Source organism: Sporosarcina sp. FSL W7-1283 (assembly GCF_038003105.1).
GTDB lineage: Bacteria > Bacillota > Bacilli > Bacillales_A > Planococcaceae > Sporosarcina > Sporosarcina newyorkensis.
This window is the reverse complement of sequence record NZ_JBBOOL010000001.1, coordinates 3,286,812-3,313,614: the sequence shown is the minus strand read 5'-3', so window position 1 is coordinate 3,313,614 and position 26,803 is coordinate 3,286,812. Positions and strand designations below refer to the sequence as shown.

The window sequence follows — 26,803 nt, the reverse complement described above, 5'->3', positions numbered from 1 at the left end:
TATTCCACATGGTGAAATAATTGTGTGGAATGATGTATGCGGTTTCATTATAGTAAAGATACAGTTACTAGAGTAAGAGAGGGTGTTGTATTTGCCGTGATTCTGCACTAGTGAAGTACAAAACATGTTCATCCGTTTTGCGAAAAATAACAAATTAAAATAATGGAGGGTTTCGAATGACAAATTCTACAATTAAAAAACTTAAGGCGTTTAATCTGTTACAGTGGATCGAAGATAATAAAAATGAGTTAAAGCCACCTGTCAACAACAAAGTATTATGGGAAGATTCAGAGTTTATTTGTATGGTTTTAGGCGGACCGAACAGACGACGTGATTTCCATGTGGACCCTTCTGAAGAATTCTTCTACCAAATTAAAGGTAGTTGCTATGTAGAGGTTATTAATTTCGAAGGAAAGCGCGAAGTAGTGGAAGTAAAAGAAGGGGAAGTATTTATGCTCCCAGCTATGATGCCACACTCTCCTCATCGCGTAGCGGATACGTATGGACTAGTGATCGAGCGTAAACGAGACGAGGGAGAACTCGAAGATTTCGTTTGGTTCTGTGAAAACTGTGATCAGCAAATGCATAAAAAGACGGTTCAGCTGACAAATATTGAAACACAGGTTAAAGGTGCAATCGAGGAGTTTAATAGTAGCGAAGAGCTTCGTACATGTGATAATTGCGGTCACGTAATGTCTGAAGAAGTAGGTTTGTGGAAATGAGAGTAGACTTTCATACACATATCATTCCTGAAGATATCCCTAATTTCGTTGAGAAATTCGGCGGAGGTCGTTGGCCTACTTTAGAAAAAACTTGCTCTTGCGGCGCGAATATTATGGTCGAAGGCAAGGTGTTTCGAGAAGTGACGGATCAAGTTTGGAGTCCTGAAAAGCGCATTGAGGATATGGATGCGGAAGGTGTAGATATTCAAGTACTCTCTCCTATTCCTGTAACGTTTTCTTATTGGGCAGATGGGCAACAAGCAGAAGAAATGTCTAAAATACAAAATGATTTTATTGCTGAAACTGTAAAGAAGTATCCAGATCGTTTTATCGGGCTGGGCACGGTTCCTTTACAAGACGTTGAAGTTTCAATCCGTGAAATGGAAAGATGCGTCAAAGACCTTGGTTTAAAAGGCATAGAAATCGGTACGAATATCAATGGGAAGAATTTGGATGATCCAGATTTTACAAAGTTCTTTGAAATGGCAGAGAAGTGGGAAGTTCCGTTGTTTGTTCATCCGTGGGAAACGCTCGGTAAAGAAAGAATGCCACGACATAATTTTATGTACACAGTCGGCATGCCAAGTGAAACAGCCTTAGCTGCTGCCAGCTTGATTAATGGAGGCGTAATGGAAAAGTTCCCTCGATTGAAAGTGTGTTTTGCACACGGAGGAGGCTCTTTCCCATATATCTTGCCACGTCTGGATCAGGGGTGGAAAGTTTGGCCTCATTTGAGACAAACAACTGAACTGCCTAGTTACTATGCAAAGAACTTCTATTTCGATTCTTTGAACTACGATCCTTTAAATCTTAATTATTTAATTGATCGTTTCGGTTATGAAAAAATTGTAATGGGTTCAGATTATCCATTCTTATTACGCGAAATTCCTCCAGGGAAAGTTGTCGACGAAACGGTTAATTTAACTGATGAACAAAGAGAAGCGATTCTAGGGAGAAACGCATTGGAGTTCTTAAACATATCAGTAAAGGAAGAGATGAAAAAATGACACCTGAAGAAAAACTAAAAGAGTTAGGGTTGGAGTTACCTCCATTACGTCCCTCACTTGGAGATTATGTCCGGTGCGTTCGCACGGGAAATCTATTGTTCACTGCTGGGCAAGGAGTAGATCAGTACCACGGTAAACTGGGAAGAGATTTGACTGTCGAAGAAGGTTACCTGGCAGCTCAGCAATCTATGCTGAATTTGATAAGTGTAGTCAAAGAAGAAATTGGAGAACTAAGTAAGGTAAAGCAATTTGTAAAAGTTCTGGGCATGGTCAATAGTACAGAAGATTTTACAGATCAGCCTAAAGTGATGAACGGTGCTTCCGATTTAATTGGAAAAGTATTTGGTGAAAAGGGTAAGCATGGGCGGTCGGCAGTTGGAATGTCACAGCTCCCTAACAATACAGCAATAGAAATTGAGATGATCATCGAGATCGAAGAGTAGGAGGAAGATCATGGCTAACGAATTAGTAGCAGACAATACGACTGTCCAAGATGCAAAGCTATTTATTGATGGACAGTATGTAGACGCAATTTCAGGAGAAACTTTCGATACAATCAACCCTGCAACCAACCAAAAGCTTGCTACGGTGGCGAAAGGCGGAGAGGAAGACGCCAACCGTGCGATTGAAGCTGCGCATAAAGCGTTCGCAAGCGGCGTTTGGAGCAATATGCCGGTTGAAAAACGTTCCGAAATATTGTGCCGGATGGCTGATTTGATTCTGGAAAAAGTCGAACAACTTGCTTATGTAGAGACGTTGGACGTCGGAAAACCAATTCGCGAAAGCCGCGAATTTGATATCCCGCGTGCTGCATCAAACTTCCGCTTCTTTGCTGAGATGGCGAAGTATATGGTACACGAACATTATGACATGGCTAACCACATGTCCTACGTACAATACGCTCCGGCGGGTGTTACTAGCTTGATCATTCCTTGGAATCTTCCGTTCATGCAAATGACATGGAAAGCATCAGCTGCATTGGCGGCAGGAAATACTGTCGTTATTAAACCGGCTTCCGACACACCTTTAAGTGCAGTTTTGCTTGGTGAAATTGCAAATGAAGCGGGCTTGCCTCCAGGCGTTTTGAATATTATAACAGGTCCTGGAAGTACAGTCGGAACGGTGATGGCGAAGCATCCCTATGTCCAGCGTATCTCGTTTGTAGGTGAATCGGAAACCGGAAAGACTGTTATGCGAAATGCAGCAGAAAACCTAACACCGGTTTCATTGGAGTTAGGTGGAAAGTCAGCAAATATCGTATTCGAAGATGCTGATTTAGACGAAGCGGTAGAAGGATCTATTGAAGCGATCTTCCGTAATCAAGGAGAAATTTGTTTGGCAGGTTCTCGAATTCTCGTACAGGAAGGCATTTATGAGAAGTTTCTTGAAAAGTTTGTTGCCGCAGTAAAAAACATTAAGGTTGGCGATCCAACAGATGAATCCACAGACATGGGCGCTCTGGTGTCAAAAAGTCATTTAAAAGAAGTGGCGGACTATGTGCAAATTGGTCTTGATGAAGGAGCTAAACTTGCTTATGGCGGTAAGATGGTAGAGAGCCTGCCAGAAGGAAACTTTTATGAGCCGACTGTCCTGTATGATGTGCATAATAAAATGCGTGTGGCACAGGAGGAAATATTCGGACCAGTGCCTGTGATCATTCCTTTCAAAACGGAAGAAGAAGCAATAGAAATCGCAAACGACTCTATCTATGGTCTGGCGGGAGTTGTCTGGACGAACGATCTACGACGCGGTCAGCGCGTGACATCTCAAGTACACTCCGGTCTACTGTGGGTAAACTGCTGGTACGTCCGTGACTTACGCACTCCATTCGGAGGGGCAAAAGCGAGCGGGATAGGAAGAGAAGGCGGCCGTCACAGTTTTGATTTCTATACCGAAGCGAAGACTATTACGATAAAAAAATAAACGAACAGCGAAAGGTGGCATTGCGCCCGCCTTTTGTTGTTTTAACGCAGGAGGATGGAGTACCGTGTCTACTAAAATTGAAAGTTATGCATCAGAACTATTGGAAGCAGAGAAAAAATGTAAAGGGATTGCACCTTTAACGGAAAGAGATAGTTCACTGACAGTAGAAGATGCTTACCATATACAACTCGAAATGGTTAAACAGAAATTGGCCGAGGGAAAGAAGATTATTGGAAAAAAAGTTGGTCTCACAAGTGTAGCAATGCAAAAAATGTTAAATGTTGATGAGCCGGACTATGGCCATTTATATGATGATATGGAATTAAAAAATGAAACTTCTATAAAAGTAAGTACGATGGTGGCACCGAAAGTCGAAGCCGAAATTGGTTTTGTGTTGTCAGAAGATCTGGTAGGTCCCAATGTGACCTATTTAGACGTCATGATGGCAACGAAATATGTGGTCCCTACTATTGAGGTCATCGATAGCCGTGTTGCAGACTGGAATATTAAATTGATTGATACAGTAGCTGACAATGGATCAAGTGCAAAAGTTGTAGTAGGAGACAAACAGACTACGTTGGAAACATTGGATTTGAGAACAAATAGTATGGTGCTTTACAAAAACGATGAGTTAATCGCGACCGGAGCAGGAGCTGCCGCACTTGGTCATCCGGCACACGCTGTTGCTTGGTTGGCGAATAAGCTGCATGATTTTGGCATCACGTTGAAAAAAGACGAATTGATCTTACCGGGGGCGCTATCTGGGGCTGTCGTTGTAGAAGTGGGAGATACGATTAAGGCAGATTTTGGTCCGGTTGGCTCTGTCACCGTGCACTTTGAATAAAGGATAGATGAGAAGAAGGGAGCATGACAATGGAGAAAATTAAAGCAGCCATCATCGGTTCTGGAAATATCGGAACAGATTTAATGTATAAACTAGAACGCAGTGATGTCATTGAGTTAACAGCTGTAATTGGGATCGAACCGGAGTCTGATGGACTAAAACGGGCAAAAGAGAGAGGCTACCAAGCTTTCTCTACTGGTATTCAAGCGATCATCGATCATCCTGAACTTGCGGATATTGTGTTTGATGCTACCTCTGCAAAAGCGCATATTCATCATGCCGAAGTTTTAAAAAAGTTAGGGAAGCTTGCAATTGATTTAACTCCAGCTGCCATAGGACCGTTTTTCTCCCCGGCTGTAAGCTCTGATGAGAAATCACGAGAGTTGGATAATGTCAATATGATTACTTGTGGCGGACAGGCGACGATTCCGATCGTACATGCAATCAATAAAGTGGCGGACGTTACATATGGAGAAATCGTTGCGACTATTTCAAGTTTAAGTGCAGGTCCGGGTACACGAGCAAATATCGATGAATTTACGATTACAACTCGTCGTGGAATTGAAGAAGTAGGCGGTGCGGATCAAGGAAAAGCACTTATCATTTTAAACCCTGCTGATCCTCCAATCTTAATGCGTGATACGATTTATTGTGAAGTGAAGAATATGGATGAAAAGGCTATACAGGAATCCATCGAAAATATGGTAGAGACTGTCAAGGAGTATGTACCTGGGTACCGGTTAAAGCAAGCACCATTGTTTGAAGGGAACGTTGTCACGGTCTTTGTGGAAGTGGAAGGGGCTGGCGACTATTTCCCTGAGTATGCCGGGAATCTTGATATTATGACGGCAGCTGCGACGCGGGTTGCGGAGGATTTTGCACGGTCGATGCTAGAGAAAAAATCTCTCATCTAATGAGTCGGAAGGAGCAACGTACATGACGAAGAAGCCAATTCAAATTACAGAAGTATGTTTACGAGACGGAAGTCATACGGTAGCGCATCAATTTACGGTAGAACAAGTACGAAATGTTACCCGTGCGTTAGATGATGCAGGCATGCATTATATAGAAGTCAGTCACGGAGATGGACTAGGCGGTTCCACTGTCCAATATGGAAAGTCATTGGTCAATGAAATGGAATTGATCGAAGCAGCCGTAGATGAATGTACGAATTCAAAGGTAGCGGTACTCCTGATTCCAGGTATTGGTACTATGAGCGAACTAAAGCAAGCGCATAAACTAGGCGCGAAACTCGTACGAGTGGCAACTCACTCAACAGAGGCAGACGTTTCTGCACAACATATTAGCCAAGCGCGTGAACTTGGAATGGAAGCGTTAGGTTTTCTGATGATGGCGCATTCTGTGCCTGTGGATAAATTGGTCGAACAAGCGAAACTTATGGAGAGTTACGGCGCACAAGCCGTTTATGTAACCGATTCAGCGGGCGCACTTTTACCTCATCAGGTAAGCGAGCGTATCAAGGCACTGCGCGGTTCATTGGATATTGAAGTCGGATTCCATGCGCACAATAATTTATCTTTAGCTGTTGCGAATACGCTTGCTGCAATCGAAGAAGGTGCTACCCGTATAGATGGAGCGGTGCGTTGTTTAGGAGCAGGAGCTGGCAATACACAAACGGAAGTATTGTTGGCAGTAATGGATCGCATGGGTATGGATGTCGGAATTGATCTTTATAAAATGATGGATCTTGCGGAAGATATTGTAGGCCCGTTAATCCCTGGCACGCAAGAAATAAAAAAAGGGAGTCTTGCTCTTGGCTATGCTGGCGTTTACTCGAGCTTCCTATTGCACTCGGAACGGGCGGCTGCAAGATTTGGTTTAGACCCACGCGATATCTTAATGGAACTCGGTAAAATGAAAGTGGTAGGCGGGCAAGAGGATATGATTCTGGACGTGGCCGCTGAATTGGCGAAGAAGGAGAAAGTGAGGGTATAAACATGACAGTACTTACAGATCGTGAAAAAGAAATTGTTGATTATTTATATACAGCAGAACGTGATGCACGAGAGGTTGTCAAAGTAACCGACAAATATTCGGAGCTGACAATTGAAGAAGCATACGAATTGCAAGATCGTTTATTGGAACGTCGATTGCGGGAAAATAAGACGAAAAATGTAGGCGTGAAACTAGGTCTAACTAGTAAAGCCAAGCAAGTCATGATGGGGGTTGACGAAGCAATCTACGGTTACTTACACGCCGATATGCTGTCAACAGAATGGGAGCCTATCAACTATTCAGATTTGATTCATCCAAAAGTGGAACCTGAAATTGCCTTTTTATTGGGAGCGGACTTGGAGGGTGAAGATGTTACGGCGGAAGAGGTAATTAAAGCTACAAAATACGTAGCGCCCGCTTTGGAAGTAATCGATAGCCGATATAAAGACTTTAAATTCACCTTGGTCGATGTTATAGCAGATAACTGTTCATCCATAAAGTTTGTTGTAGGCAGTAAGTGGATTTCTCCAGACTCTATCAATTTAGGGACGATCGGAATGGTTATGTCTAAAAATGGAAAAGTAATGCAAACCGGATCGAGTGCTGCGGTGTTAGGGCATCCAGCAGAAGCGATTGCTTGGTCGGTAAAAGAGTTAAGCAAACGAGGCAAAGGATTGAAAAAGGGAGATATCATTCTTAGCGGGGCGATGTCAGAAGCGATTGCATTTGAATCGGGTGACTCCGTTGTCGCACAATTCGATGGCTTAGGCAGTGTTTCAATGTATTGTAAGTGATCAATAAAAAGAGAGTGTGCTGATTACCAGCCCTCTCTTTTTCATTATAGATGATAAAAGAGATGATGCGCACAGTGAATGTGAAATCTAAAGAACATACATTGCAAATAGCTTGGAAGATGCTGATTTGGCTATTACTGGCTCAAATCATGGTGTCTTTTGTAGGTAGAAGTTTAGCACCTTTGACAATCTTAATCGGTGAAGATTTATCTTTATCTAATACACAAATTGGTTTGCTTCCAGCTGCTCTTTTTCTCGGTCAATCTTTGGCTGCTATTCCTTCTGGTCTGTTAGTGGATCGTTTAGGATCAAAAAAGCAGTTATTCGGTACAATAGCCTTGCTGGGGGTTAGCTTTATCCTCATATCCTTCACTACACAATTCTACTTGTTGTTGATAGTTGTGGTGATCGGGGGCGGGGCGTATGCCGCGATGCATCCAACGACAAATAGGGGAATCTTATATTGGTTTCCCCAGCGCAGCAGAGGGACGGCAATGGGAATAAAACAAATGGGGATTACAGCGGGCTCCGCGTTAGCTGCAATGTTTTTACTGCCATTGGCCAAAGAGCTTGGCTGGCGTCCTGCCTTGTTTATCAGTTGCCTTGTGCTGTTAGCTGTAGGAGTGTTGGTATCCTACCGATATCAAGATCCAGCTGATTCTATGGCAAAAAAAGATGCGCTTTTAACTAAAGGTAAATTTCAAGAAGACTTGCGAAAAATACTGCAAAATAAACAAGTTCTTTTATTGAGTATTAGTGCGATGGGTTTACAAGGCGCACAGCTATGCCTCACTACGTACATTATTTTGTTTGCTTTTGAAAAGCTTGAGATGACACTTATTCTGGCAGGCCTATTACTCGTATTGGCTGAAATAGGCGGCTCTGTTGGCAGGGTGGCTTGGGGAACAATCAGTGATAAGTACTTTGCGGGGAACCGGATGATCATTATGTTCATTGTAACGGTTCTGACAGGGATGTGTGCACTGGTATGTGCTGTGTTATTACCTGCAACTCCACTTATAGTTGTCTTGTGCACAGTCTTCATCTTCGGTTTTTCCATTTCAGGTTATAACGGAGTCTGGATGACAATTATAGTAGAGTTGGTGCAGAAGGAAAATTCGGGTATTGCTACAGGAGTCACTATCACAATCAGCTCTTGGGGTGTGTTAATCATACCTCCACTTTTTGGCTATATTGTAGATATAAGCGGATCCTTTTCAAAAGGTTGGCTATTCATAGCCTATTTAATGGCAGTTGTCGTTCTGTTACTCAAACAAACAACCAATCATACAGAAGTGAAAGGAGTGGATGAAGTTGTCGACTGAAGAGGTAGTTCAATTACCGAACTTTGCATTCGTTCATTATTGTCATAAAACATACAGAGTTACCAATGAATTGTACCGCTGCATCGATCAGTTCTTTTCTACATACGGCATCGAGAATAGAACTGAAAGACGAAAACATCTTCTATCATTTTTGGAATATAGCAGCATCAAACAAACGGAAAATAAGGAACTGATAAATTGGGGAGGCAAAAGGTTGAAGAGTGAAATGGAGTCGTATTTAGAAGACTCCTTTGTTGTCTTATATATGAGAGAAAAAGCAGGATCTCCCGATTAAACAAAAGCCGCCCGAAAAGTCAGATGAAATGACTTCTCAGACGGCCTTCACATCAAAACTTCAAATGAAAAAACAAGCGCGAAAGTCCCTTCAGGATAATCGCCAAAGCAAACAATACAACGACGATTACTACGATGACTACCGCGATGGTCAGCAACAAGTTACTTGAAATAGCTGTTAGTAAGCCAGGCACAATTAAAATCAAGCCCAACACAGCATACGCAGCTAAAATCCCGGCTAGGAAAAGCCCCACATTACCTTCGTATTTCGACATACTTCTGCACCTCCTTACTATAAGGTATGTTCCTTACAATAAGGAGGTGTAATGCAATGTACACGACTGCGCCAAAATCCTATTTCTGTATCATCCTAATTTAAGCGAATGAATAAATTGCCCATCGTAAAGCTTGGAGCGATTAGCCGCAGCTCTCACTCTAAAATTCTGTTTTATAGAGGAGTTGGGGAAGTTAAGCTAGTTTATCATCTGGCGTAATATCATTCGGTTCGTGTTCCAAATAATACTTGCCTTTTGTATAGACCGCTATGATAACAGTCAGCAAGGCAGCCAGCAAGGCAGCGAAGAAAGCAGCTGTAGATTGTAGGAAGATGCCCATGTAGCCAGATGCGGCAATCGTGCCGAATGCGCTGGCGGCTATCAATGAAACTACGCCAACAGGATTCCACTTATACAAAAACTCTTGACGTGCTACGTAGTAGGTCGGACCGATTTTTAATAACTTTTTAACAATGAGCGCGTCTGTTACCAAAATAGCAGCCCAAGAGAACAAGAAAACGCCTTGAAATGTCATTACGGTATCTAAGTGATTCACAATTCCGCCAAGCATTAATAAAATGGCTGAAATTGCAGAGACGACAACCCAAAACCGTCGGCCTGGGGTGAAACGGAAAATGTTCTCAAAGAAGTTGGATAGGGAGAGGGAACTACTGTAAATATTTGTGACGTTGATTCGCAATTGCGTCAGCATCGTGAACAATGCACCGCCGATCCCGAGCAATAGAACAATATAGACACCTGGATCTTTCTCTAAGAAGCGAACACCAAACCAAATACCAAGTCCACCCATCACGCCATAACAGAAAATCTGTGGGATAAAGCCTATCGCGATAGAACCGAACTTTCGATCCTCTGGGCGTAAAAAGCGAGCATAATCGGAAGCAAGCAATGCGGTCAGTCCCATAATTCCATTATGCATTCCGATGCAAAATAAAAGTGCTGTCCCACCGAACTGCACACCTTCAGGCATATAAGAGAAAACTGAACCAGTATACAAGGCGGGTGTCATAAATGAAACGACAATCGCGGTGATCAAGAACACGAGGAAAATAGGCATTGACCATTTTTGAAGTTTATCGAGCTGTTCTATTCCAAACCAATTTAGGGGGATAATAATGGTTCCAAACACGACGATTAAGATCCATTTTGGAAAGTCAGGCATGAAATGATGTACGGCCGAGACGAGGATTAATCCTTCGAATGCACAGTACATAATGAAGTTGGAGGCGTAAATTAAAGAAGTCAGAGACGAACCGATATAGCCAAATCCGCCACCGCGTGATAATAAATTAACATTCATGCCGGACTTGGCCGACAAATAGGCAATGACCGTACCGAGAAGTCCCGCCACGATGATGGCATAGATGGCAGAAACAATGGCATTTGGTGCACCGAATTGCAAAGCCATGACACTTCCCATTTGAAAATAAAAAATGGCAGTTGCAATTCCGAACGTTATGTTCGTTATGCTCAGCCAACTTTTTGTACGATCTTCCAGAGGCACACGATCCAATGAATAATCGCGGACCGCTTCATCTTCTACCAAATCATTACGCAACGTTTTTTGTTCCGTTGTCATACACATCAGCTCCTTCTAGTAGTAGTCAACCCCTTCTGCCAGTATTTCTGGCGAATACTCATTCACATACATATGGAATGGTTAACCCGTTCATTAGATGAATTGACACTTTTTAATATTAACAATTACATAATGAAAAAATCAAGTGTATTATGCGTTTTATAATTAATGTGAGTATAAATGTCTATAAATTAATGTTTTAATACGAAAAAGAAGGTGAGTTTTAGAGAAAGATAGGTAATAAAAAATAAATTTTGTTACTGAATTTATGAAAATAGTGGAAACCCACATAGTTTTCATTCGCACGGGACTCCATCATTCCCTTTTCATAACCCAACGCAAGAAAAGTAAATGATTAGAACGTAGAGAATGGGGAATGACTAAGTGAAAGGATATAATGAGGAGGAATACTTAATGAAACGTTTACTGATCACAACTGTATCTATTATGGCCATCGGTCTTGCAGCATGCGGAAATGATACAAATGAGCCGGTCGTCGATGAAGGAGCTACAACAACTCCGACTGAACAACCTGCAGACACGAATACTGATGGTACGGGAACAACAGATACGACTACAAACGGAACAAAAGATGAAACAGCGAGCGGAACAACTGACGATATGAAAGCTGATATGGACAAGCTTTCTTTCAGAGAGATAGAAGTAGAAATTTCTTATGGTAACGATATTGAATATGAAGCGGAAATTGAGCAGGATAGAAACGAACCCATCAAAGCGAAAGTAGAAGATGAGGTTAATCAAGTCTATTTAAAGGGGCAAGAAGCGTTTGATGATCTTTATCCTAAAGTCGAGCAACTACAGTTGACAAAAGATAGTACGAATGAAGAAACAATCAATCAAGTATTGAAAGCATTTGGGCTGAAATCGGACTATCAAAAGTTTGATGTAGAAATCAAATTTAATGATGGCAGCAAATTAGACATAGAAGAACGTAAATAATAAAAAAGAAGTGTCTCCATATAGTATGGAGACGCTTTTTTGTCGGTTTATAAATAGTAAAGTACCAAGGCTAGAAGCATTAATACAAAAGAGGGAAGTCCTGCCATGAAAAACCAAGCAGAACGAACTGACATGGCTTCGGATGGAACACGCATCGATTCAAGCGCCTCTCGCTGTCCTTTTCGTGCTAGAACCTTCTGCATGCTTTTCATGAAAAAGTCAAAGGATCCTGTACGGATAATAAAAACTATCCCACCTATTAACAACAATAATCCACTTACAAAAAATGAAACATTAATATAGCCTAGTAAAGACCACTGACCATAAATGAGCCATATAAAAATGAGTATTACAACTTGAGAAATAGAAAAAATAATAATATTTGATTTCATATAAATCCTTCTTTTCATAATAGAATTAATGACTACCATCTATCATACTAGAAGCAGGACTGGAAGTGTACAGACAACATGCAGTACTATTAAAATTAAGAAAATTTAGTTGATAGCGTTTACATCTATAAATTTTTCTTGTATAATGAATAAGCTAGTTCTTCAAACTATTTCAAAGGGGAGGTCAATGATTTGAAGAGTAAAAAGTGGCTTTTACTTATGGCGCTGACGTTAGTGCTCAGTATGTTCCTAGCTGCATGCGGCGGTTCGAAAGAAGAAGACAAGCCTGCGGCAGATAAGGACAAGGAGGATGATCAGGCAACTGAAAATCCAGCAGAAGAAGACGGAGAGCCGGATGCTGAACAAGTATTATACTTGGAGGAACGAAATGCGATTCCTTCTGTTGATTCTGCGATCGTTGAAGACCAAGTAGGCTTCAATGTGTTGAACAACGTCAATGAAGGTCTATACCGTTTGAACCAAGAAAACATTGCGGAACCGGCAATGGCTGCTGAAGAGGCGGAGGTAAGTGAAGATGGATTAACTTACACATTCAAGCTTCGCGATGCGAAATGGTCAGATGACACTCCTGTTACAGCAGAAGACTTCGTATTTGCATGGCAGCGTGCGATCGATCCTGCGACTGGTTCACCTTACGGACCATTCATGATGTCTGGCGTAATCAAAAATGCGACAGAAATCTCTGAAGAAAAGATGGAAGTGTCTGAGCTGGGGGTAAAAGCTATAGACGAAAAGACGTTTGAAGTAACACTTGAACGTCCGGTACCTTATTTCTTATCCCTTATGTCTTTTGGAACTTTTTATCCACAAAAAGAAGAATTCGTAACGTCTAAAGGCGATGCTTATGCAACAAATTCAGACGGTCTCCTATATAACGGTCCATTCATTTTAACTGATTGGGATGGAACGGGCGATAGCTGGACGTACAAGAAAAACGAACACTATTGGGATGCAGAAAACGTAAAGCTTGATGAAATTCATGTAAACGTTGTAAAAGATTCTGCTACTGCAGTTAAGCTTTATCAAGATAACAAGTTGGATTGGGCTAGAGTTACCGGTGATTTGGCTATGCAATACCGTGATGATAAAGAAGCGGTAATCGAACCTGAAACTTCTGTTTTCTACTTCAAGTTTAACCAAGAACGTGGTGGAGAAAAAACGCCACTTGCGAACGAAAATATCCGTAAAGCCATTGCGAAAGCTTTTGAAAAAAATGACATGGCGGATATAGTTATAGCTGATGGTTCAACACCTGCAAACTTCTTAGTACCTACTGATTTTGCATTTGATGAAAATGAAAAAGATTTCCGTGATTTGAGCGGAGACCACTTGGTATATAATGTGGAAGAAGCACAAGAACACTGGAAAAAAGGATTGGAAGAGCTAGGCGTGGATTCTCTTAAATTAGAAATCCTAGGTGGAGACACTGAGCTTTCTAAGAAAATGGATGAGTACTTCAAGTCTCAATTGGAAGGTAACCTAGAAGGTCTTTCGATTTCATTGAAAGAAGTTCCTTTCTCTGTACGTCTAGATTTGGATACGAACCAAGATTACGACATCCAAGTATCTGGATGGGGCCCTGATTTCCAAGACCCGATTTCGTTCCTAGATCTTTTTGTAACTGACGGACCAAACAACTTAATGTCTTATTCGAACCCTGAATACGATAAGTTGATTGAGGATACAAAAGGCGAATTGGCAGTGAAGCCGGCTGAACGTTATGAAGCGTTCGCAAAAGCTGAGAAAATCTTACTTGAAGATGACGCAGCCATTGCTCCAATTTACCAACGGAGTTTGGTTATTTTACAAAAGCCATACTATAAAGGTGTAGTAAGACATCCATTTGGAGCGGATTATAGCTATAAATGGGCTTATGTTTCAGGCAAGAAATAAGTTGTGTTAATTTCATAGGGGAGAGTATATGGGAGAATTTTTATACCATATACTCTCTTTTTAGTAAGGTCAAATAATTTCAAAATTTCTAAGGCACTTTTTATTGCGAATACACCGAATATTTTGTTGCCTATATTGTATCAAACCCTGGAGGTGTAACGTAAAGTGGTTAAATATATTGGAAAGCGCATTGTATATATGTTCATTACCCTGTTTTTGATTGCGACAGTCTCTTTTTTCCTGATGCAATCATTACCAGGTTCCCCGATTGCTTCGTATAGTAAGTTGAACGAAACACAAAGAGCAATAGTTGAAAAAAAATATGGGATCGATAAGCCGAAGCCTGTACAATACGCAATTTATATGAAAAATCTAGCGAAAGGTGATTTGGGAACTTCTTTTGCGTTTAAAGGAAAAAGTGTCAATGATTTATTGGCATCACGAATCAAACCTTCATTAATCTTGGGAGCGCAAGCGATGGTCTTTGGGACTCTCGTCGGAATCCTGTTAGGTATGCTTGCTGCATTGAAGCAAAATACATTTTGGGATTACGGAAGCACCTTTTTTGCGATACTCGGTATCTCCATTCCATCATTTGTTTTCGCGTCTTTGTTGCAGTATTGGATTGCTTCTCAATGGCATCTATTACCGGTCGGTCTGTGGAATGACGGTTGGAAATCAAGTGTCCTGCCATCGCTTGCACTCGCTATGGGGCCTCTTGCCCTATCCGCGCGTTTCATTCGGACTGAGATGATTGAAGTGTTAAGTTCGGACTATATTACATTGGCCAAAGCAAAAGGAGCAAATGGTTTCGAGATTGCATTTAAGCATGCATTCCGTAATGCGCTGATCCCTTTGATTACGGTTCTTGGACCATTGGCTGCAGGATTGGTTACCGGTTCGCTTGTCGTAGAACAAATTTTTGCAATTCCGGGAATCGGAGAACAATTTGTATCCTCCATCATGGTAAATGACCATGCCACAATCATGGGTACGACTTTGCTATTCTCAGCATTCCTCATCTTTATCATTTTTATCGTGGATATTTTATATGGTGTCATTGACCCTCGTATCCGCTTGTCTGGAGGTAAGGGATAATGCGCAATGAATTCGAACACGAACAACTGCCTCAAGAAGAATTTGAACGGATTACAATCGATAGTGATCAAGCAGAACGTATAGAAAAACCGAGTTTAAGCTTTTGGCAAGATGCCTGGCTGCGTCTTCGGAAAAATAAAGCGGCGGTCGTCAGTGTAGTAGTGCTTTTACTGTTCCTCATTTTGGCGCTGATTGGCCCGCATTTGAATGGACATGCCGGGGATGCGCAAAACTTGCGGCACGCCAATTTACCTCCTAAGATACCTGGTATTGAAAAAATGGGTATTTTCGATGGCGTCGGGAATTTAGCTGGAAAAAAGGTTGATTTGTATGAGATGAAGAAAGTCGATGAATATTATTGGTTTGGCACCGATGGACTTGGCCGTGATTTGTTTACACGTCTCTGGTTAGGTACTCAAGTATCCTTGTTCATCGCATTTGTTGCAGCAGCCATTGATATGGTGATTGGTGTAGCATATGGTGGGATCTCCGGATACTACGGCGGTCGGACGGATGATATTATGCAGCGGATTGTCGAGATATTGATTGGTATACCTACTCTAGTCGTTGTCATTTTAATGATTATGATTATGGATCCGGGGATTATGGCGATTATTATCGCGATTTCCATAACCGGATGGATTGGGATGTCTCGTATTGTACGAGCTCAAACCTTGAAATATAAATCACAGGAATTCGTACTCGCATCACGAACACTAGGTTCAAAAGACGGTAAGATTATTACGAAGCACCTGTTACCGAATATGCTAGGGATCATCATCATCAATACAATGTTCACGATTCCGAATGCAATTTTCTTTGAAGCTTTCCTAAGTTTCATTGGGATCGGTCTTCAGGCGCCAGATGCTTCATTAGGTACGTTGATCAATGATGGCTATAAAGTGATGGAACACCAACCGTATATGTTATTATTCCCAGCACTTGTCATCAGTATTTTAATGATTGCCTTTAACTTGATTGGTGACGGATTGCGTGATGCACTAGATCCGAAGATGAAAGATTAAGAGGAGGAGAGCAAGTTGACTAAGATTCTACAAGTGAAAGACCTCGAGCTTTCCTTCCATACATTTGCAGGTGAAGTGAAAGCAATCCGGGGCGTGAATTTTGATTTGATTAAAGGGGAGACGCTTGCGATAGTGGGCGAGTCGGGATCGGGAAAATCTGTCACGACAAAGTCTATTATGCGTTTGCTACCTCAGTCGAGTGCTGAATATAAAAATGGGGAAATCTTGTTTGAAGGAAAAGATTTGACCAAGGTTTCAGAAAAAACGATGCAAAAGATTCGCGGGAAAGATATCTCGATGATTTTCCAAGACCCGATGACATCGTTGAATCCAACGATGACGATCGGAAAGCAAATCATGGAGCCTATATTGAAGCACCAGAAATTGAGTAAATCTAAAGCATTGGAGCAAACCATTAATTTATTGAACCTTGTTGGGATTCCGAATGCTGAAAGTCGCTATAAAATGTATCCACACCAATTTTCAGGAGGGCAGCGTCAGCGTATCGTCATTGCGATTGCGCTCGCCTGTAACCCGAAGATATTAATTGCCGATGAACCAACGACAGCTCTGGATGTTACGATTCAAGCACAAATTCTAGAACTGATGAAAGAAATCCAGAAGAAAATCGATACATCCATCATTTTCATTACCCATGATTTAGGTGTTGTGGCGAACGTGGCAGATCGGGTGGCAGTCATGTACGGAGGAAAGATTGTGGAGATCGGAACCGTAGATGAAATATTCTATAATCCACAGCATCCATACACATGGGGATTGCTCAGTTCAATGCCATCCATGGATTTGGCGGATCAAAAGCTTTATGCCATTCCAGGTACCCCTCCAGATTTATTAAATCCTCCAAAAGGGGATGCTTTCGCGTTGCGTAGCGAGTATGCAATGAAGATTGACATGGAACGCCAGCCGCCATTTTTTAAAGTGAGTGACACGCATTACGCGGCAACATGGCTTTTACATCCGCAAGCACCTGAAGTGGAACCGCCAGCTGTCATTATCGAGCGGATGAAAACTTTCCCGGGTAGCCGATACTATGTCGAACAGACAGGGGGGAACGCATAATGGCGGAGCATTTAATTGAAGTGAAAAATTTAAAGCAATATTTCAATGTGGGCAAGTCATCCGAAGTCCGGGCGATCGATGATATTAGTTTCTCTATCAAACGCGGGGAAACTTTCGGGCTGGTAGGAGAGTCAGGCTGTGGTAAATCGACAACAGGCCGTACGATGATACGGTTGTACGATGCAACTGCAGGTCAAGTGCTTTATGATGGCCTGGATGTTCATGCGCCAAAAAGTCAGTCTGAAAACCAAACATTAAACCGAAAAATGCAGATGATTTTCCAAGATCCATACGCATCATTGAATCCACGGATGAAAGTATTGGATATCATTGCAGAAGGTTTGGATATACACGGTTTAGTGAAATCAAAAAAAGAACGTAAAGAACGAGTTATCGAACTTCTGGAAACGGTCGGATTGAATCGGGAACACGCCGAACGCTATCCCCATGAATTCTCGGGGGGGCAACGGCAACGGATCGGGATTGCACGTGCACTGGCAGTGGATCCGGAATTCATCATTGCCGATGAGCCCATCTCTGCTCTAGATGTGTCCATTCAAGCGCAAGTAGTCAACTTGCTGAAGGAACTTCAGGAAGAAAAAGGCTTGACGTATTTGTTTATTGCCCATGATTTGTCGATGGTTAAATACATTTCAGATCGAATTGGCGTCATGTATTTCGGTAAGTTAGTGGAAATGGCGCCAGCAGATGAGTTGTATCGCAATCCGATGCACGCTTATACGAAATCATTACTGTCTGCGATTCCTCTTCCTGACCCAATCTATGAGCGTTCTCGTGTACGCCATCCTTATAATCCGAAAGATCATCAGTATGGCCCGGATGAAAAGGTAGAATTCCGCGAAATTGCTCCTGAACATTTTGTGTTGTGTTCGGAGAAGGAATTTAAGGAAATGCAAGCTGCACGAATGTGAATAATGATTAGCAAGTCCTCTGGCGAAACATCGCTAGAGGACTTTTTTTATTAAGTGAGGTGTAGGATACGCATGAGCGCACCAAAGTCATGTCGAAGCGAACCAAAGCCGCGTCGGCCCGCACCAAACCATCGTTAGACCGAACGAAACCCAATCCCAATCCCCTCCAATGAAAAACGGAGCGGCAGATGGTATTTGATCTGCCGCTCCGTTTTATTTATAACCCTAATTTTTGTTTTACTTCTTTAATTTGATCAATATGACGCAATTCGTGATAGCCGATGAACGGAATCCATTGTTTTAGATTCATCTCACCGAATACAGGGTGAGGGTAGGATTTTTCCTCTAATTGCGCATCAGATGTACTCTCAGCAAATTCCCGTAAGGTCGAGTGAGTTGCGTTGAGTTTGGCTTTTAATTCTTCCAGTGTTGCGGATTCTTCTGTAGGAGTTGCAAATTCTGGAGCTTGTACTTTCGTCGATCGATTGACTGTCAGCTCAATCGGTTTGTCGGCTACGTCCTTTTGCTCGCCTGAGGTAAGCTGTGCTTGTATAGTTTTGATGACGCCGCTTTCCATAAGATAAAGATGTTCAAGCACTTGTTTTATGGACCACTCGTTATCTGAAGGTTTTCGATTAATGTCTTCATCTGTTAAATGGCCGACTTGCGTCCATAATTCCTCGCGTGCTTGGTCATTGATCTTCATATACTTCACTCCTTTTTTTTATGGTACCATTTCATAGAGGGCAATGCTTCTTAGGGCTCTCAAGGAGAGGTGGAATTCAAATGAAACTTAACCAACCGAAAGTGTCGGAACAATTAACTCCGGCAACGTTTCAAGATGTATGGCTAGAAGAGGATCCTTACCTTCAAAATTGCGTCGTACTTGATTCGAGGTTTGATGGAGAGATGGTGGAACGAGCTCAATTAACAAATATGCTCGTTAAAAACTCAAGTTTTCAACATGCGTCCTTACCGGATTTATTCATTACCGATGTACGATTTGAGAACTGTGACTTTTCCAATGCGGATTTAAGAGGGGTCAGTATCCACCGTGCCAGTTTCCACAATTGCAAGATGCTTGGCGTAAACTTTGCGGATGCTCGCTTTACTGACGTTTCATTCGAGCAATGTATCGGTAATCTCTCTGCGTTCGTCCATGCGAAGTGGGAACGCGTGCTTTTTGAACAGTGCCAACTTAAAGACGCGGATTTTTTCGACTGCAAACTGAAGCAAACGAAGTTTTCAATGTGTAATCTTGACAGTGCAAGTTTTGATGAAACCTCTTTAAAAGGAGTGGAACTGAGAAGCTCAGAATTCGAAAGTATGACCGTGTCGATGAAAGACTTGGAAGGATGCATCGTTTCTGTCCGGCAAGCCGTACAGTTTGCAGCGATGATGGGGTTGGATATTCGAGATGAATAAAGATAAAGCAGACCTGAGTTGAAAGGTCTGCTTTATTTTTGAATTAGTTAGTTTGTAAAACGTTCAATCAGCTCACGAGTCAAGGTGAACCGGGGTTCTGAGCTGTCACCATCTACATCCTCCACACCTATCACTACGGAAATGACACGCTTTCCATTAAACACACCAGTGCCTGCAAAACAAGAACCAGCAGCGTCGGTATAACCCGTCTTCAAACCATCTATTCCTGCCATTTGAAGTGGCATACCAAACAGCAGTAAGTTCGTGTTCCACATTTTTACATTTTGTTTTGAGGTAAAGCTTTGCATCTTGGTAAACTCTAATATTTCCGGATGTTTCTTAATCAATTTTTGCGCTAGCAATGCCACATCATAAGCAGACGCTAAATTGGTTTCGTCTTCACTGCGGCCTAAATAGCTGCCGTCTAGTCCAGATGAATTATAAAAAGACGTGTTTTTTAGTTTCAAGGCGTTAGCTTGCTTATTCATAATAGATACAAATTGATCTTCTGTTCCGCCCACCAGCTCGGCTAATGCGATGGCGGCATCGTTCGCGGAAATGACACTCATCGCTGTGAATAGCTCACGGACAGTATAGGTCTGATCAGCCGTCATACCGATTTTAGATGCACTCGTTAATGCATTCATATTCAGTACAGATGCGCTCGGTTGATATACAGTATCCCAAGACAGTGCACCACTTTTTATTGAATTTAAGACAATGTATTGCGTCATAAGCTTCGTCATGCTGGCAATAGGTAAAGGTTCGGAACTATTATTCTTATATAAGACCTTATCTGTCTCTGCGTCCAGCAAAATCATTGCTTTAGCGGACACACTCCAATTTTCCTGCACTAGTTGATGGTCGTCCCATTTCGAAAAGGTGAAATAAATTCCACCTATTAAAATGAAGACCAACAGTAATTTTTTCACATGTACCCCGTCCTATTCAGTAAAGTAACTGACTTCAATTATGCATGATCAACCTGAAGAAAAGGTAAAGGTTTTTATGAAGAATTTATGAAGATGATTATAACGATAGTAAAAGGGCTAGGTTCTTTTCCACCTCATGACGGTCAGGAATAGAAAGGAGAATACGAATGCCGTTCCCAGTAAATAAAGTACACTGAATAAGAGTGAACTAGAACTTCCATTTATTTCGAAAAAAACGCCCATATTCAATTGAAAGTCTTCTATGACTGCGATCGGTGCGTTTGAGAAGGCTTCCTGAATCGGCCGGTCCATTAGCAATTGACGAAATAAGGCCGCTGAATGGGAAGTAGGAAAAAATTTTATGATGGTTTGCAAGTAAGCAGGCAAATTTCCAATAGGTATATAAATTCCAGCCAGAAATCCAAGTAATGTCCCGATTACCGTACTTGCAGCGGCAAACGCATTGGATGTTGTAAAGAAAGAAACTAGAAGTAAAATCATAGAACCGCTCGCCAATACGGATAATAGGCTGACCCCGATGATTTTTAGAAGCTGAGTGAAAGCTAATAATTCTCCACCTGAGAAAAATAGAACAACATTTGCTGTAAAGAGTACGACCAAACACATAAGGAAACCAATGAAGATGGAACTCATGACATAGCCGGCAAATAGAGAGGACCGTTTGATCGGAGAAGCGTAAAAGTCTAAGTAAGTGTGTGTCGAGCGATCCTCCACCATAACACCAAACGCGCCTAGCGTCGTGGTCACTGAAGTTACTGCTAAAATTCCGGCCAGAATCCATGATGTGAGAAGCCAACTTTTAGCCGGGAAATCGGGCAAACCTTCTGCCATTAAATCGCCAAGAAAGAATACATACAGAGCAATCAGGATGAAAACGGCAAGCAGTGAAAAAAACAATGCAGCCTTATCGCGGAAATAAACTAGTAAGTTACGTCTAGCAAATGCCAGCATCAGACGACCCATCCTTTCCGTTATGAATTTGGATGAATACATCGTCTAGACTTGATTTCATTACTTCAAAGGAAGTAATGTCATCTTGGTACTTTGCTAAAAGTGGAATTGCATCGGTCGTTCTTTGCAAGTTCAGAATGTATGAGGCATTTTCTTCACGAAATTCCAGTTGATCTGCCTGTAGTTGATTGCGAAACTGCGAATGGTTTGCTGCTGTGATAACCAGTCTATCAGCAGAATAGTCAGTTTTCAGTTGATTTGGCGTTCCTCTCGCGATAATCCTTCCTTCTTTCATTACAACAACAAAATCAGAATTAGCGGCTTCTTCAATATAATGAGTCGTTAAAAAAACTGTCATTCCTGTATCGCGTTGCAGTTGTAAGATCGTATTCCAAATCTGTTTTCGATTCTGGGGGTCCAGACCGGTAGTAGGTTCATCGAGCAATAAGATCTTTGGCTGATGGAGAAGGGCTCTGGCAATATCCACTCTTCTTTTTTGTCCGCCAGATAATTTACCGTACCGGCGTTCCAAAATAGCAGTTATATCAACAATCTCCGCTACTCTTCCAATAGCTGCTCCTCTTTCGTATTTTGACATTCTGTAAAATCGAGCTCGAAGGTCTAAATTCTCTCGCACTGTCAGAAGTGAATCCAATAAACTGTCTTGAAAAACAACACCAATCTCTTTGCGTATTGATTCATCATCTTTCCCAACTGTTAAGCCATTTACTTTCACATCTCCTGTATCATGTTGCAAGAGTGTTAAAATTATTGAAATGGTAGTGGATTTACCTGCACCGTTTGTTCCTAAAAATGAAAAGAGACTTCCTTTCTCTACATAGAAACTAATATCTTGGACAGCATGGACAGAACCATAAGATTTTTGTAACCCGTTAACTTCTATAATTTTAAGCATTTGCATCACTCCTCGTATTCGAAATCACTTTATTGATCTCTCGCTCGGCTCCCTTATTATTCATATAAATCATGGTGTTGACGAAGGCATATGCTAATAGACCGCATACGGTAACCGGTACAATATAGAACGAGTGAAAAGGGTACACCTTAAATGCAGCACCTGCTATAAGTAGAACGACTATGACGCAGCCTAGTTCAATTAAATGAATAAGCCAGGGCTGCTCTACCGGTAATTGATGGGATATGAAAATTAACAAGGTGATCATGGTGGAGATTATAAATAGATAGGCGGTCATCCTTTCAGTTAATGGCGGGAAAATATTGAACATCCGAAATAGGTAATAAAATATAGAGCTAAAAGTAAATGCAAAGCAGGTAGCACTAATATAGATAATTGTACGATTCAAGTTATTCACCTCACCCTAGAAAATGTTTTCGAAATGATTTTACATAATGACGATTGACAATCACTTTTTCACCGTTCGATAAGGAGGCCTCAAACCGTCCATTTATGAGAGCTTTCACGTTTTCAATCTTGGAAGTATTCACGATAAAGTTTTTGCTGATTCTTAAGAAACGGGTATTTACTAGCTGTTCCTCGAACTCATATAATTTTTTGTCACTTTCAAAGGCCTCACGGTCGGTGTATAGGAAAGTCGTATCATTTACTGACTCGATATAAAGCAGTTCATCTGAAATTATTGGGTACGTATTGCCATCCTTTTTGCCATGAATCGAGAACATCATTTGATTAATCTGTTGAATCAAGCGGGAAAGACGCTCATCAACTTCGGGGCAATTAATCATAATTTCAACATCTCTAAATTCGTGTGATTCATTTATTTTTAGCCGTATGGTTACCACCCCTTCGTTATCATCTTGGATGAATCGTACCATTTCATTAGAGACGGAACAATGCAATATAGGTGTCTTGCATGAAACGACAGGTGACTTGCATTTTGGATTGGTGTCCGACTCTTCGAAATAATCCATATTGACTTTCTTTTTATTCAAACGTACCATTAGAACCATACAAGTTACATAGGAGCCTTCACAATCCTGCCGTGAGTTCAATACAGATGAATGGAGAGATATAATATGTTTATGCTTAAAGTGACGGATCAAATTTCATTGAAATTGCTAGGGCAACGAGATGCGAATGAGCTATATGATCTCGTGGACGATTCCAGAGGGAACTTACGTCAATGGCTGCCATGGGTAGATTCCATGATAGAACCTGAACAGTACGGCCCAATTATTTCAGCATGGCTGGAACAATTTGCTGCGGAGGATGGCTTTCAGGCTGGCATTCTCTTTAACGGAAATCTGGCTGGGATGGCAGGGTTTCATTCGGTGAACCAAGCTAATAAACAGACGAGTATCGGCTATTGGCTGGCAGAACCTTATCAAGGGAACGGCATCATGACAGAGGTCGTCAGGTCGTTGCTGGACTATGCATTTGACGAGTACGTATTGCACCGCGTGGAAATCAGATGCGGTACGGGAAATGAAAAGAGTAGGGCAATCCCCGAACGTCTTGGATTTATTGAAGAAGGAGTTCTTCGTGATGCTGAATTTCTCTATGATCATTATCATGATATAATTGTCTATAGTATGCTTAATGAAGATTGGAAGAAGAGTAGAGAGTAAGCGTAATGAAAGGATGAAGAATATGAAATTCGAATTTCAGCAAATTGTCCAATGGATTTTGCTAGTTGCTTTTCTCATCCTGCTCATTTCATTTGCAGTAATATCTTTAGACAGCTATACATTCGACGCTTATTTCATGAGGTCAATGCCCATCGCTGTCCTTACGGGATGTACGGCGATTGGACTGGGTCTTGCAGTGAGCTGGAAGAATCGTTAGAGTTGCCTTGAAAATACGCGGTGTCCTTTGAAATCGGACTCCGCTTTTTTTGTTTCGATAATAATGTGTACTTTTACAATCTCTCGTCAGTCAAGGTGTGCAAACTGAGTTGGGGGATAATTGGGAATGCACTTCTCTTCTTCTTGTAAGTTTCCTCACGGCTTGCTATGATGAAGAAATATCAACTTAGACTGATTGCGGGTGAGAGAACATGAAGAAGGAATCCATTACATTAATACTGTTGTTGTCCAATTTGCTAATTGCTTTTTTAGGGATTGGTCTCGTAATACCTGTTATGCCGACATTGATGAATGAACTGCATATATCGGGTACAGGGGTCGGATACATGGTCGCCATTTTTGCGATGGCACAGTTGCTCGTGTCGCCTTTTTCAGGAAGATGGGTTGATACAGTCGGAAGAAAAAAGATGATTGTCATCGGCTTGGTCATTTTTAGTGCATCTGAATTTTTATTTGGGATCGGACAAACTTTGCCGGTATTATTCATATCACGGATTTTAGGTGGAGTGAGTGCCGCGTTTATTATGCCGGCAGTTACAGCCTTCATCGCGGATATCACGACGATGGAAACACGGTCAAAGGCGTTAGGTTTTATGTCTGCTGCCATCTCTACAGGTTTTATCATCGGACCTGGAATAGGTGGTTTTTTGGCAGGATTCGGTACTCGGGTTCCTTTCTTTTTCGCAGGAGGTCTTGCATTGTTCGCGGCTGTATTTTCATTGATCATGCTGCGTGAGCCTGCTCGTTATCAAGAAGCTGTGGCGGAAGATGAAAGCAAGCCAGGATTGAAGCGGATATTTGCGCGCCAGTACTTTATCGTGTTTGTAATTATCTTTATTTTGTCATTTGGACTGGCTTCATTTGAATCGATTTTCAGTTTGTTTGTCGATCATAAATTTGGTTTTACACCAACAGATATAGCGATTATTATTACGGGCAGTGGTATCGTAGGGGCACTTGCACAAGTATTGCTGTTCGATAAGCTTTCCAGGATGATAGGGGAAAAACGGCTGATTTTCTTCTGTCTTGTTTTTTCGGCATTGCTCGTGTTTTTAGCTACATTCGTTAGGGGTTATTTTATGGTGTTGCTTGTGACGATTATCATTTTTGTAGGATTTGATTTGATTCGTCCGGCTGCAACCTCGTATTTATCAAAAATTGCCGGGAATGAGCAAGGCTTTGTCGGTGGGATGAATTCGATGTTTACCAGCATCGGTAATGTATTTGGACCTATTATTGGTGGTGCATTATTTGATGTTAATGTGGATTATCCTTTTTACTTTGGCGCATTTGTATTGTTCCTCGGTGTTGTACTGAATTATCTATGGATCAAGCGAACGCCTGCTTTTAAGGCGAATGTATGACGATGTGTTGGGGGAGATTGCATTGACGATTATTGGATTTGTACGTCATGGACAGACAGCTTGGAATAAGGAAGGCCGTGTTCAGGGGAGCTCGAATATTCCGTTGAATGATGAAGGTGTCCAGGCCGCTGAAAAATTGGCGACTCGACTTGAAGGAGAACACTGGGATGTTATTGTCACGAGTCCTATGAATCGTGCAAAACATACAGCAGAGATTCTCGCTGCTCGTATGCCGAATGTGAAAGTGGTGGAAGATGACCGTGTGCGAGAAAGAAGCAGTGGTCTAATCGAAGGTACGACAGAACAAGAACGTGTGCGGAAATGGGGTCCCGATTGGCGTGAACTGAATATGCAGTTCGAAACTGCGGATAGTGTAGTTGCTAGAGGTATGGAGTTTGTAGAAGAGCAGATTCATATGAACCCGGATAAACGAATTCTCGTTGTAAGTCACGGAAGTTTTATTAAACGGATGATTGTCACTTTGCTTGAGGATGACCGATATGCGGTAACGATCGACAATACGTCACTGACTATCATTGATGTTGAAGGGAAAAGTTGTTCGCTGTTGAATTGTACAGCACACTTGGCAGGAGGAACAAATGGAGATTCAGTATGAGTTAACAGAAGAAGATGTCGTTGCTTTTAATTTATATCACGTTAAGAATTCTAAAGTGGGAAAAAATTCATTGCAGTGGCAACGCTACATATCGCCTTTGATTTTTCTACTCTTCGCCTATTTTTTATCCGTATTTACAGATATGGCACGGGGACCGCTATTTGCTACATTTACGGTAACGGCTATTGCCTGGGTGATCGTATATCCGAAGTATTTTTACTTTCACATCACAAGGCAAGTTCGGAAAATGTTGAAAGAGGGGAAGAATGAGGGCCTTGTCGGTAAGCATTTTATGAAGATGAATAAATCAGGAATGACGGATACTACATCTACAGGTGAAACGAATGTCCAGTGGGCAGGTGTTAAGAGCATCATAGAAGATGCGAATTACTTTTATATTTACACGAGTACGGTCAGCGCGTACATATTACCCAAACGAGATTTGTATTCAGCGGATGCTGTGAAATCTTACGTAGAGAAACGGCTTGTTATCTAGCAATAGAGCCGAGTTGCGGAAACTAATAGGGGCGTCTTGTTCGTTGCATTCG

Annotated in this window: 30 protein-coding genes; 22 read left to right on the top strand and 8 right to left on the bottom strand. The window is 41.7% G+C overall.

The window, feature by feature from the left end; all coding sequences use genetic code 11:
• Positions 1–176 precede the first annotated feature (176 nt).
• From MKY93_RS17415 to MKY93_RS17370, 10 genes are all read left to right on the top strand, one after another.
• Positions 177–722: a 3-hydroxyanthranilate 3,4-dioxygenase gene (locus MKY93_RS17415; protein ID WP_340760541.1), complete on the top strand. Its 546-nt coding sequence runs from the start codon at positions 177–179 to the stop codon at positions 720–722.
• Positions 719–1,729: an amidohydrolase family protein gene (locus MKY93_RS17410; RefSeq protein WP_009498736.1), complete on the top strand. Its 1,011-nt coding sequence runs from the start codon at positions 719–721 to the stop codon at positions 1,727–1,729. The genes MKY93_RS17415 and MKY93_RS17410 overlap by 4 nt, the downstream gene beginning before the upstream one ends.
• Complete coding sequence (locus MKY93_RS17405; RefSeq protein WP_009498735.1) at positions 1,726–2,172, top strand: RidA family protein; 447 nt, start codon at positions 1,726–1,728, stop codon at positions 2,170–2,172. Before MKY93_RS17410 ends, MKY93_RS17405 begins: the two co-directional genes overlap by 4 nt.
• A gap of 10 nt (positions 2,173–2,182) precedes the next feature.
• The gene (locus MKY93_RS17400) at positions 2,183–3,652 is read left to right on the top strand and encodes an aldehyde dehydrogenase (RefSeq protein ID WP_340760540.1); all 1,470 of its coding nucleotides are present in this window, start codon (positions 2,183–2,185) and stop codon (positions 3,650–3,652) included.
• A 64-nt stretch (positions 3,653–3,716) separates the two neighbouring features.
• On the top strand, positions 3,717–4,496 hold the full coding sequence (locus tag MKY93_RS17395; protein ID WP_078818593.1) for a 2-keto-4-pentenoate hydratase: 780 nt from the start codon (positions 3,717–3,719) through the stop codon (positions 4,494–4,496).
• A 29-nt stretch (positions 4,497–4,525) separates the two neighbouring features.
• On the top strand, positions 4,526–5,410 hold the full coding sequence (locus MKY93_RS17390; RefSeq protein ID WP_078818592.1) for an acetaldehyde dehydrogenase (acetylating): 885 nt from the start codon (positions 4,526–4,528) through the stop codon (positions 5,408–5,410).
• 22 nt (positions 5,411–5,432) lie between these two features.
• On the top strand, positions 5,433–6,452 hold the full coding sequence (gene dmpG / locus MKY93_RS17385; protein WP_009498731.1) for a 4-hydroxy-2-oxovalerate aldolase: 1,020 nt from the start codon (positions 5,433–5,435) through the stop codon (positions 6,450–6,452).
• A 2-nt stretch (positions 6,453–6,454) separates the two neighbouring features.
• Positions 6,455–7,246, top strand: a complete 792-nt coding sequence (locus tag MKY93_RS17380) for a 2-keto-4-pentenoate hydratase (RefSeq protein WP_340760536.1) — start codon at positions 6,455–6,457, stop codon at positions 7,244–7,246.
• Positions 7,247–7,311: 65 nt separating this feature from the next.
• Positions 7,312–8,571, top strand: coding sequence for an MFS transporter (locus tag MKY93_RS17375; RefSeq protein ID WP_340760945.1), 1,260 nt, complete (start codon positions 7,312–7,314; stop codon positions 8,569–8,571).
• Positions 8,561–8,866, top strand: coding sequence for a hypothetical protein (locus MKY93_RS17370; protein WP_040759862.1), 306 nt, complete (start codon positions 8,561–8,563; stop codon positions 8,864–8,866). The genes MKY93_RS17375 and MKY93_RS17370 overlap by 11 nt, the downstream gene beginning before the upstream one ends.
• A gap of 52 nt (positions 8,867–8,918) precedes the next feature.
• Here the strand turns inward: MKY93_RS17370 and MKY93_RS17365 are convergent, their stop codons facing one another.
• Both MKY93_RS17365 and MKY93_RS17360 read right to left on the bottom strand, forming a co-directional pair.
• Positions 8,919–9,140 (bottom strand): hypothetical protein, encoded by a 222-nt coding sequence (locus tag MKY93_RS17365; RefSeq protein WP_009498727.1) that lies wholly within the window; start codon positions 9,138–9,140, stop codon positions 8,919–8,921.
• A 193-nt stretch (positions 9,141–9,333) separates the two neighbouring features.
• On the bottom strand, positions 9,334–10,740 hold the full coding sequence (locus MKY93_RS17360; protein ID WP_340760533.1) for a purine-cytosine permease family protein: 1,407 nt from the start codon (positions 10,738–10,740) through the stop codon (positions 9,334–9,336).
• A 414-nt stretch (positions 10,741–11,154) separates the two neighbouring features.
• Between MKY93_RS17360 and MKY93_RS17355 the strand changes: the two genes are divergently transcribed.
• The gene (locus tag MKY93_RS17355) at positions 11,155–11,700 is read left to right on the top strand and encodes a YusW family protein (protein WP_078818589.1); all 546 of its coding nucleotides are present in this window, start codon (positions 11,155–11,157) and stop codon (positions 11,698–11,700) included.
• Between the two features lie 47 nt (positions 11,701–11,747).
• On the opposite strand, the gene MKY93_RS17350 is transcribed toward MKY93_RS17355, so the two are convergent.
• A complete protein-coding gene (locus MKY93_RS17350; protein WP_176132609.1) occupies positions 11,748–12,092 on the bottom strand; it encodes a DUF3899 domain-containing protein in 345 nt (114 codons plus the stop codon).
• Positions 12,093–12,284: 192 nt separating this feature from the next.
• Here MKY93_RS17350 and MKY93_RS17345 point away from each other — a divergent pair, with 192 nt between their 5' ends.
• The 5 genes from MKY93_RS17345 to MKY93_RS17325 all read left to right on the top strand — a co-directional run bounded on the left by MKY93_RS17345 (position 12,285) and on the right by MKY93_RS17325 (position 18,141).
• A complete protein-coding gene (locus MKY93_RS17345) occupies positions 12,285–14,006 on the top strand; it encodes a peptide ABC transporter substrate-binding protein (protein WP_340760529.1) in 1,722 nt (573 codons plus the stop codon).
• 165 nt (positions 14,007–14,171) lie between these two features.
• The gene (opp3b, locus tag MKY93_RS17340; protein WP_009498722.1) at positions 14,172–15,104 is read left to right on the top strand and encodes an oligopeptide ABC transporter permease; all 933 of its coding nucleotides are present in this window, start codon (positions 14,172–14,174) and stop codon (positions 15,102–15,104) included.
• Positions 15,104–16,129, top strand: coding sequence for an oligopeptide ABC transporter permease (gene opp3C / locus MKY93_RS17335; protein WP_009498721.1), 1,026 nt, complete (start codon positions 15,104–15,106; stop codon positions 16,127–16,129). The genes opp3b and opp3C overlap by 1 nt, the downstream gene beginning before the upstream one ends.
• Positions 16,130–16,144: 15 nt before the next feature.
• Positions 16,145–17,209 (top strand): ABC transporter ATP-binding protein, encoded by a 1,065-nt coding sequence (locus MKY93_RS17330; protein WP_009498720.1) that lies wholly within the window; start codon positions 16,145–16,147, stop codon positions 17,207–17,209.
• Positions 17,209–18,141 carry an ABC transporter ATP-binding protein gene (locus MKY93_RS17325; protein ID WP_340760522.1) on the top strand — a complete coding sequence of 311 codons (933 nt, stop codon included), beginning with the start codon at positions 17,209–17,211 and terminating at the stop codon, positions 18,139–18,141. The genes MKY93_RS17330 and MKY93_RS17325 overlap by 1 nt, the downstream gene beginning before the upstream one ends.
• Before the next feature lie 217 nt (positions 18,142–18,358).
• On the opposite strand, the gene MKY93_RS17320 is transcribed toward MKY93_RS17325, so the two are convergent.
• Complete coding sequence (locus MKY93_RS17320) at positions 18,359–18,847, bottom strand: DinB family protein (RefSeq protein WP_340760520.1); 489 nt, start codon at positions 18,845–18,847, stop codon at positions 18,359–18,361.
• 80 nt (positions 18,848–18,927) lie between these two features.
• Between MKY93_RS17320 and MKY93_RS17315 the strand changes: the two genes are divergently transcribed.
• Complete coding sequence (locus tag MKY93_RS17315; protein ID WP_340760518.1) at positions 18,928–19,566, top strand: pentapeptide repeat-containing protein; 639 nt, start codon at positions 18,928–18,930, stop codon at positions 19,564–19,566.
• A gap of 47 nt (positions 19,567–19,613) precedes the next feature.
• On the opposite strand, the gene MKY93_RS17310 is transcribed toward MKY93_RS17315, so the two are convergent.
• The 4 genes from MKY93_RS17310 to MKY93_RS17295 form a co-directional block, all read right to left on the bottom strand.
• Positions 19,614–20,498, bottom strand: coding sequence for a D-alanyl-D-alanine carboxypeptidase family protein (locus MKY93_RS17310; RefSeq protein ID WP_009498716.1), 885 nt, complete (start codon positions 20,496–20,498; stop codon positions 19,614–19,616).
• Positions 20,499–20,615: 117 nt separating this feature from the next.
• Entirely contained in the window at positions 20,616–21,470 is an 855-nt protein-coding gene (locus MKY93_RS17305) for an ABC transporter permease (RefSeq protein WP_078818584.1), read from the bottom strand.
• Entirely contained in the window at positions 21,454–22,392 is a 939-nt protein-coding gene (locus MKY93_RS17300; protein WP_217698597.1) for an ABC transporter ATP-binding protein, read from the bottom strand. Before MKY93_RS17300 ends, MKY93_RS17305 begins: the two co-directional genes overlap by 17 nt.
• A 413-nt stretch (positions 22,393–22,805) precedes the next feature.
• Complete coding sequence (locus MKY93_RS17295) at positions 22,806–23,381, bottom strand: LytTR family DNA-binding domain-containing protein (protein ID WP_340760513.1); 576 nt, start codon at positions 23,379–23,381, stop codon at positions 22,806–22,808.
• Between the two features lie 105 nt (positions 23,382–23,486).
• Here MKY93_RS17295 and MKY93_RS17290 point away from each other — a divergent pair, with 105 nt between their 5' ends.
• The 5 genes from MKY93_RS17290 (at position 23,487) to MKY93_RS17270 (ending at position 26,751) form a co-directional block, all read left to right on the top strand.
• Positions 23,487–24,038, top strand: a complete 552-nt coding sequence (locus MKY93_RS17290; RefSeq protein ID WP_078818580.1) for a GNAT family N-acetyltransferase — start codon at positions 23,487–23,489, stop codon at positions 24,036–24,038.
• 13 nt (positions 24,039–24,051) lie between these two features.
• Entirely contained in the window at positions 24,052–24,255 is a 204-nt protein-coding gene (locus tag MKY93_RS17285; RefSeq protein ID WP_340760510.1) for a hypothetical protein, read from the top strand.
• A 211-nt stretch (positions 24,256–24,466) separates the two neighbouring features.
• Entirely contained in the window at positions 24,467–25,639 is a 1,173-nt protein-coding gene (locus MKY93_RS17280; RefSeq protein ID WP_078818579.1) for an MFS transporter, read from the top strand.
• Positions 25,632–26,255, top strand: a complete 624-nt coding sequence (locus tag MKY93_RS17275) for a histidine phosphatase family protein (protein WP_340760506.1) — start codon at positions 25,632–25,634, stop codon at positions 26,253–26,255. Before MKY93_RS17280 ends, MKY93_RS17275 begins: the two co-directional genes overlap by 8 nt.
• Entirely contained in the window at positions 26,239–26,751 is a 513-nt protein-coding gene (locus tag MKY93_RS17270; RefSeq protein WP_009498707.1) for a YcxB family protein, read from the top strand. Before MKY93_RS17275 ends, MKY93_RS17270 begins: the two co-directional genes overlap by 17 nt.
• The last annotated feature ends 52 nt before the right edge of the window (positions 26,752–26,803 follow it).

Bases quoted from the DNA above. Each gene is read 5' to 3' on its own strand.
- MKY93_RS17415 (WP_340760541.1), top strand. From the start codon at position 177: ATGACAAATTCTACAATTAAAAAACTTAAGGCGTTTAATCTGTTACAG.
- MKY93_RS17410 (WP_009498736.1), top strand. From the start codon at position 719: ATGAGAGTAGACTTTCATACACATATCATTCCTGAAGATATCCCTAAT.
- MKY93_RS17405 (WP_009498735.1), top strand. From the start codon at position 1,726: ATGACACCTGAAGAAAAACTAAAAGAGTTAGGGTTGGAGTTACCTCCA.
- MKY93_RS17400 (WP_340760540.1), top strand. From the start codon at position 2,183: ATGGCTAACGAATTAGTAGCAGACAATACGACTGTCCAAGATGCAAAG.
- MKY93_RS17390 (WP_078818592.1), top strand. From the start codon at position 4,526: ATGGAGAAAATTAAAGCAGCCATCATCGGTTCTGGAAATATCGGAACA.
- dmpG (WP_009498731.1), top strand. From the start codon at position 5,433: ATGACGAAGAAGCCAATTCAAATTACAGAAGTATGTTTACGAGACGGA.
- MKY93_RS17380 (WP_340760536.1), top strand. From the start codon at position 6,455: ATGACAGTACTTACAGATCGTGAAAAAGAAATTGTTGATTATTTATAT.
- MKY93_RS17375 (WP_340760945.1), top strand. From the start codon at position 7,312: ATGCGCACAGTGAATGTGAAATCTAAAGAACATACATTGCAAATAGCT.
- MKY93_RS17365 (WP_009498727.1), bottom strand. From the start codon at position 9,140: ATGTCGAAATACGAAGGTAATGTGGGGCTTTTCCTAGCCGGGATTTTA.
- MKY93_RS17360 (WP_340760533.1), bottom strand. From the start codon at position 10,740: ATGACAACGGAACAAAAAACGTTGCGTAATGATTTGGTAGAAGATGAA.
- MKY93_RS17355 (WP_078818589.1), top strand. From the start codon at position 11,155: ATGAAACGTTTACTGATCACAACTGTATCTATTATGGCCATCGGTCTT.
- MKY93_RS17350 (WP_176132609.1), bottom strand. From the start codon at position 12,092: ATGAAATCAAATATTATTATTTTTTCTATTTCTCAAGTTGTAATACTC.
- opp3C (WP_009498721.1), top strand. From the start codon at position 15,104: ATGCGCAATGAATTCGAACACGAACAACTGCCTCAAGAAGAATTTGAA.
- MKY93_RS17325 (WP_340760522.1), top strand. From the start codon at position 17,209: ATGGCGGAGCATTTAATTGAAGTGAAAAATTTAAAGCAATATTTCAAT.
- MKY93_RS17320 (WP_340760520.1), bottom strand. From the start codon at position 18,847: ATGAAGATCAATGACCAAGCACGCGAGGAATTATGGACGCAAGTCGGC.
- MKY93_RS17315 (WP_340760518.1), top strand. From the start codon at position 18,928: ATGAAACTTAACCAACCGAAAGTGTCGGAACAATTAACTCCGGCAACG.
- MKY93_RS17305 (WP_078818584.1), bottom strand. From the start codon at position 21,470: ATGCTGGCATTTGCTAGACGTAACTTACTAGTTTATTTCCGCGATAAG.
- MKY93_RS17300 (WP_217698597.1), bottom strand. From the start codon at position 22,392: ATGCAAATGCTTAAAATTATAGAAGTTAACGGGTTACAAAAATCTTAT.
- MKY93_RS17295 (WP_340760513.1), bottom strand. From the start codon at position 23,381: ATGGATTATTTCGAAGAGTCGGACACCAATCCAAAATGCAAGTCACCT.
- MKY93_RS17290 (WP_078818580.1), top strand. From the start codon at position 23,487: ATGTTTATGCTTAAAGTGACGGATCAAATTTCATTGAAATTGCTAGGG.
- MKY93_RS17285 (WP_340760510.1), top strand. From the start codon at position 24,052: ATGAAGAATATGAAATTCGAATTTCAGCAAATTGTCCAATGGATTTTG.
- MKY93_RS17280 (WP_078818579.1), top strand. From the start codon at position 24,467: ATGAAGAAGGAATCCATTACATTAATACTGTTGTTGTCCAATTTGCTA.
- MKY93_RS17275 (WP_340760506.1), top strand. From the start codon at position 25,632: ATGTATGACGATGTGTTGGGGGAGATTGCATTGACGATTATTGGATTT.
- MKY93_RS17270 (WP_009498707.1), top strand. From the start codon at position 26,239: ATGGAGATTCAGTATGAGTTAACAGAAGAAGATGTCGTTGCTTTTAAT.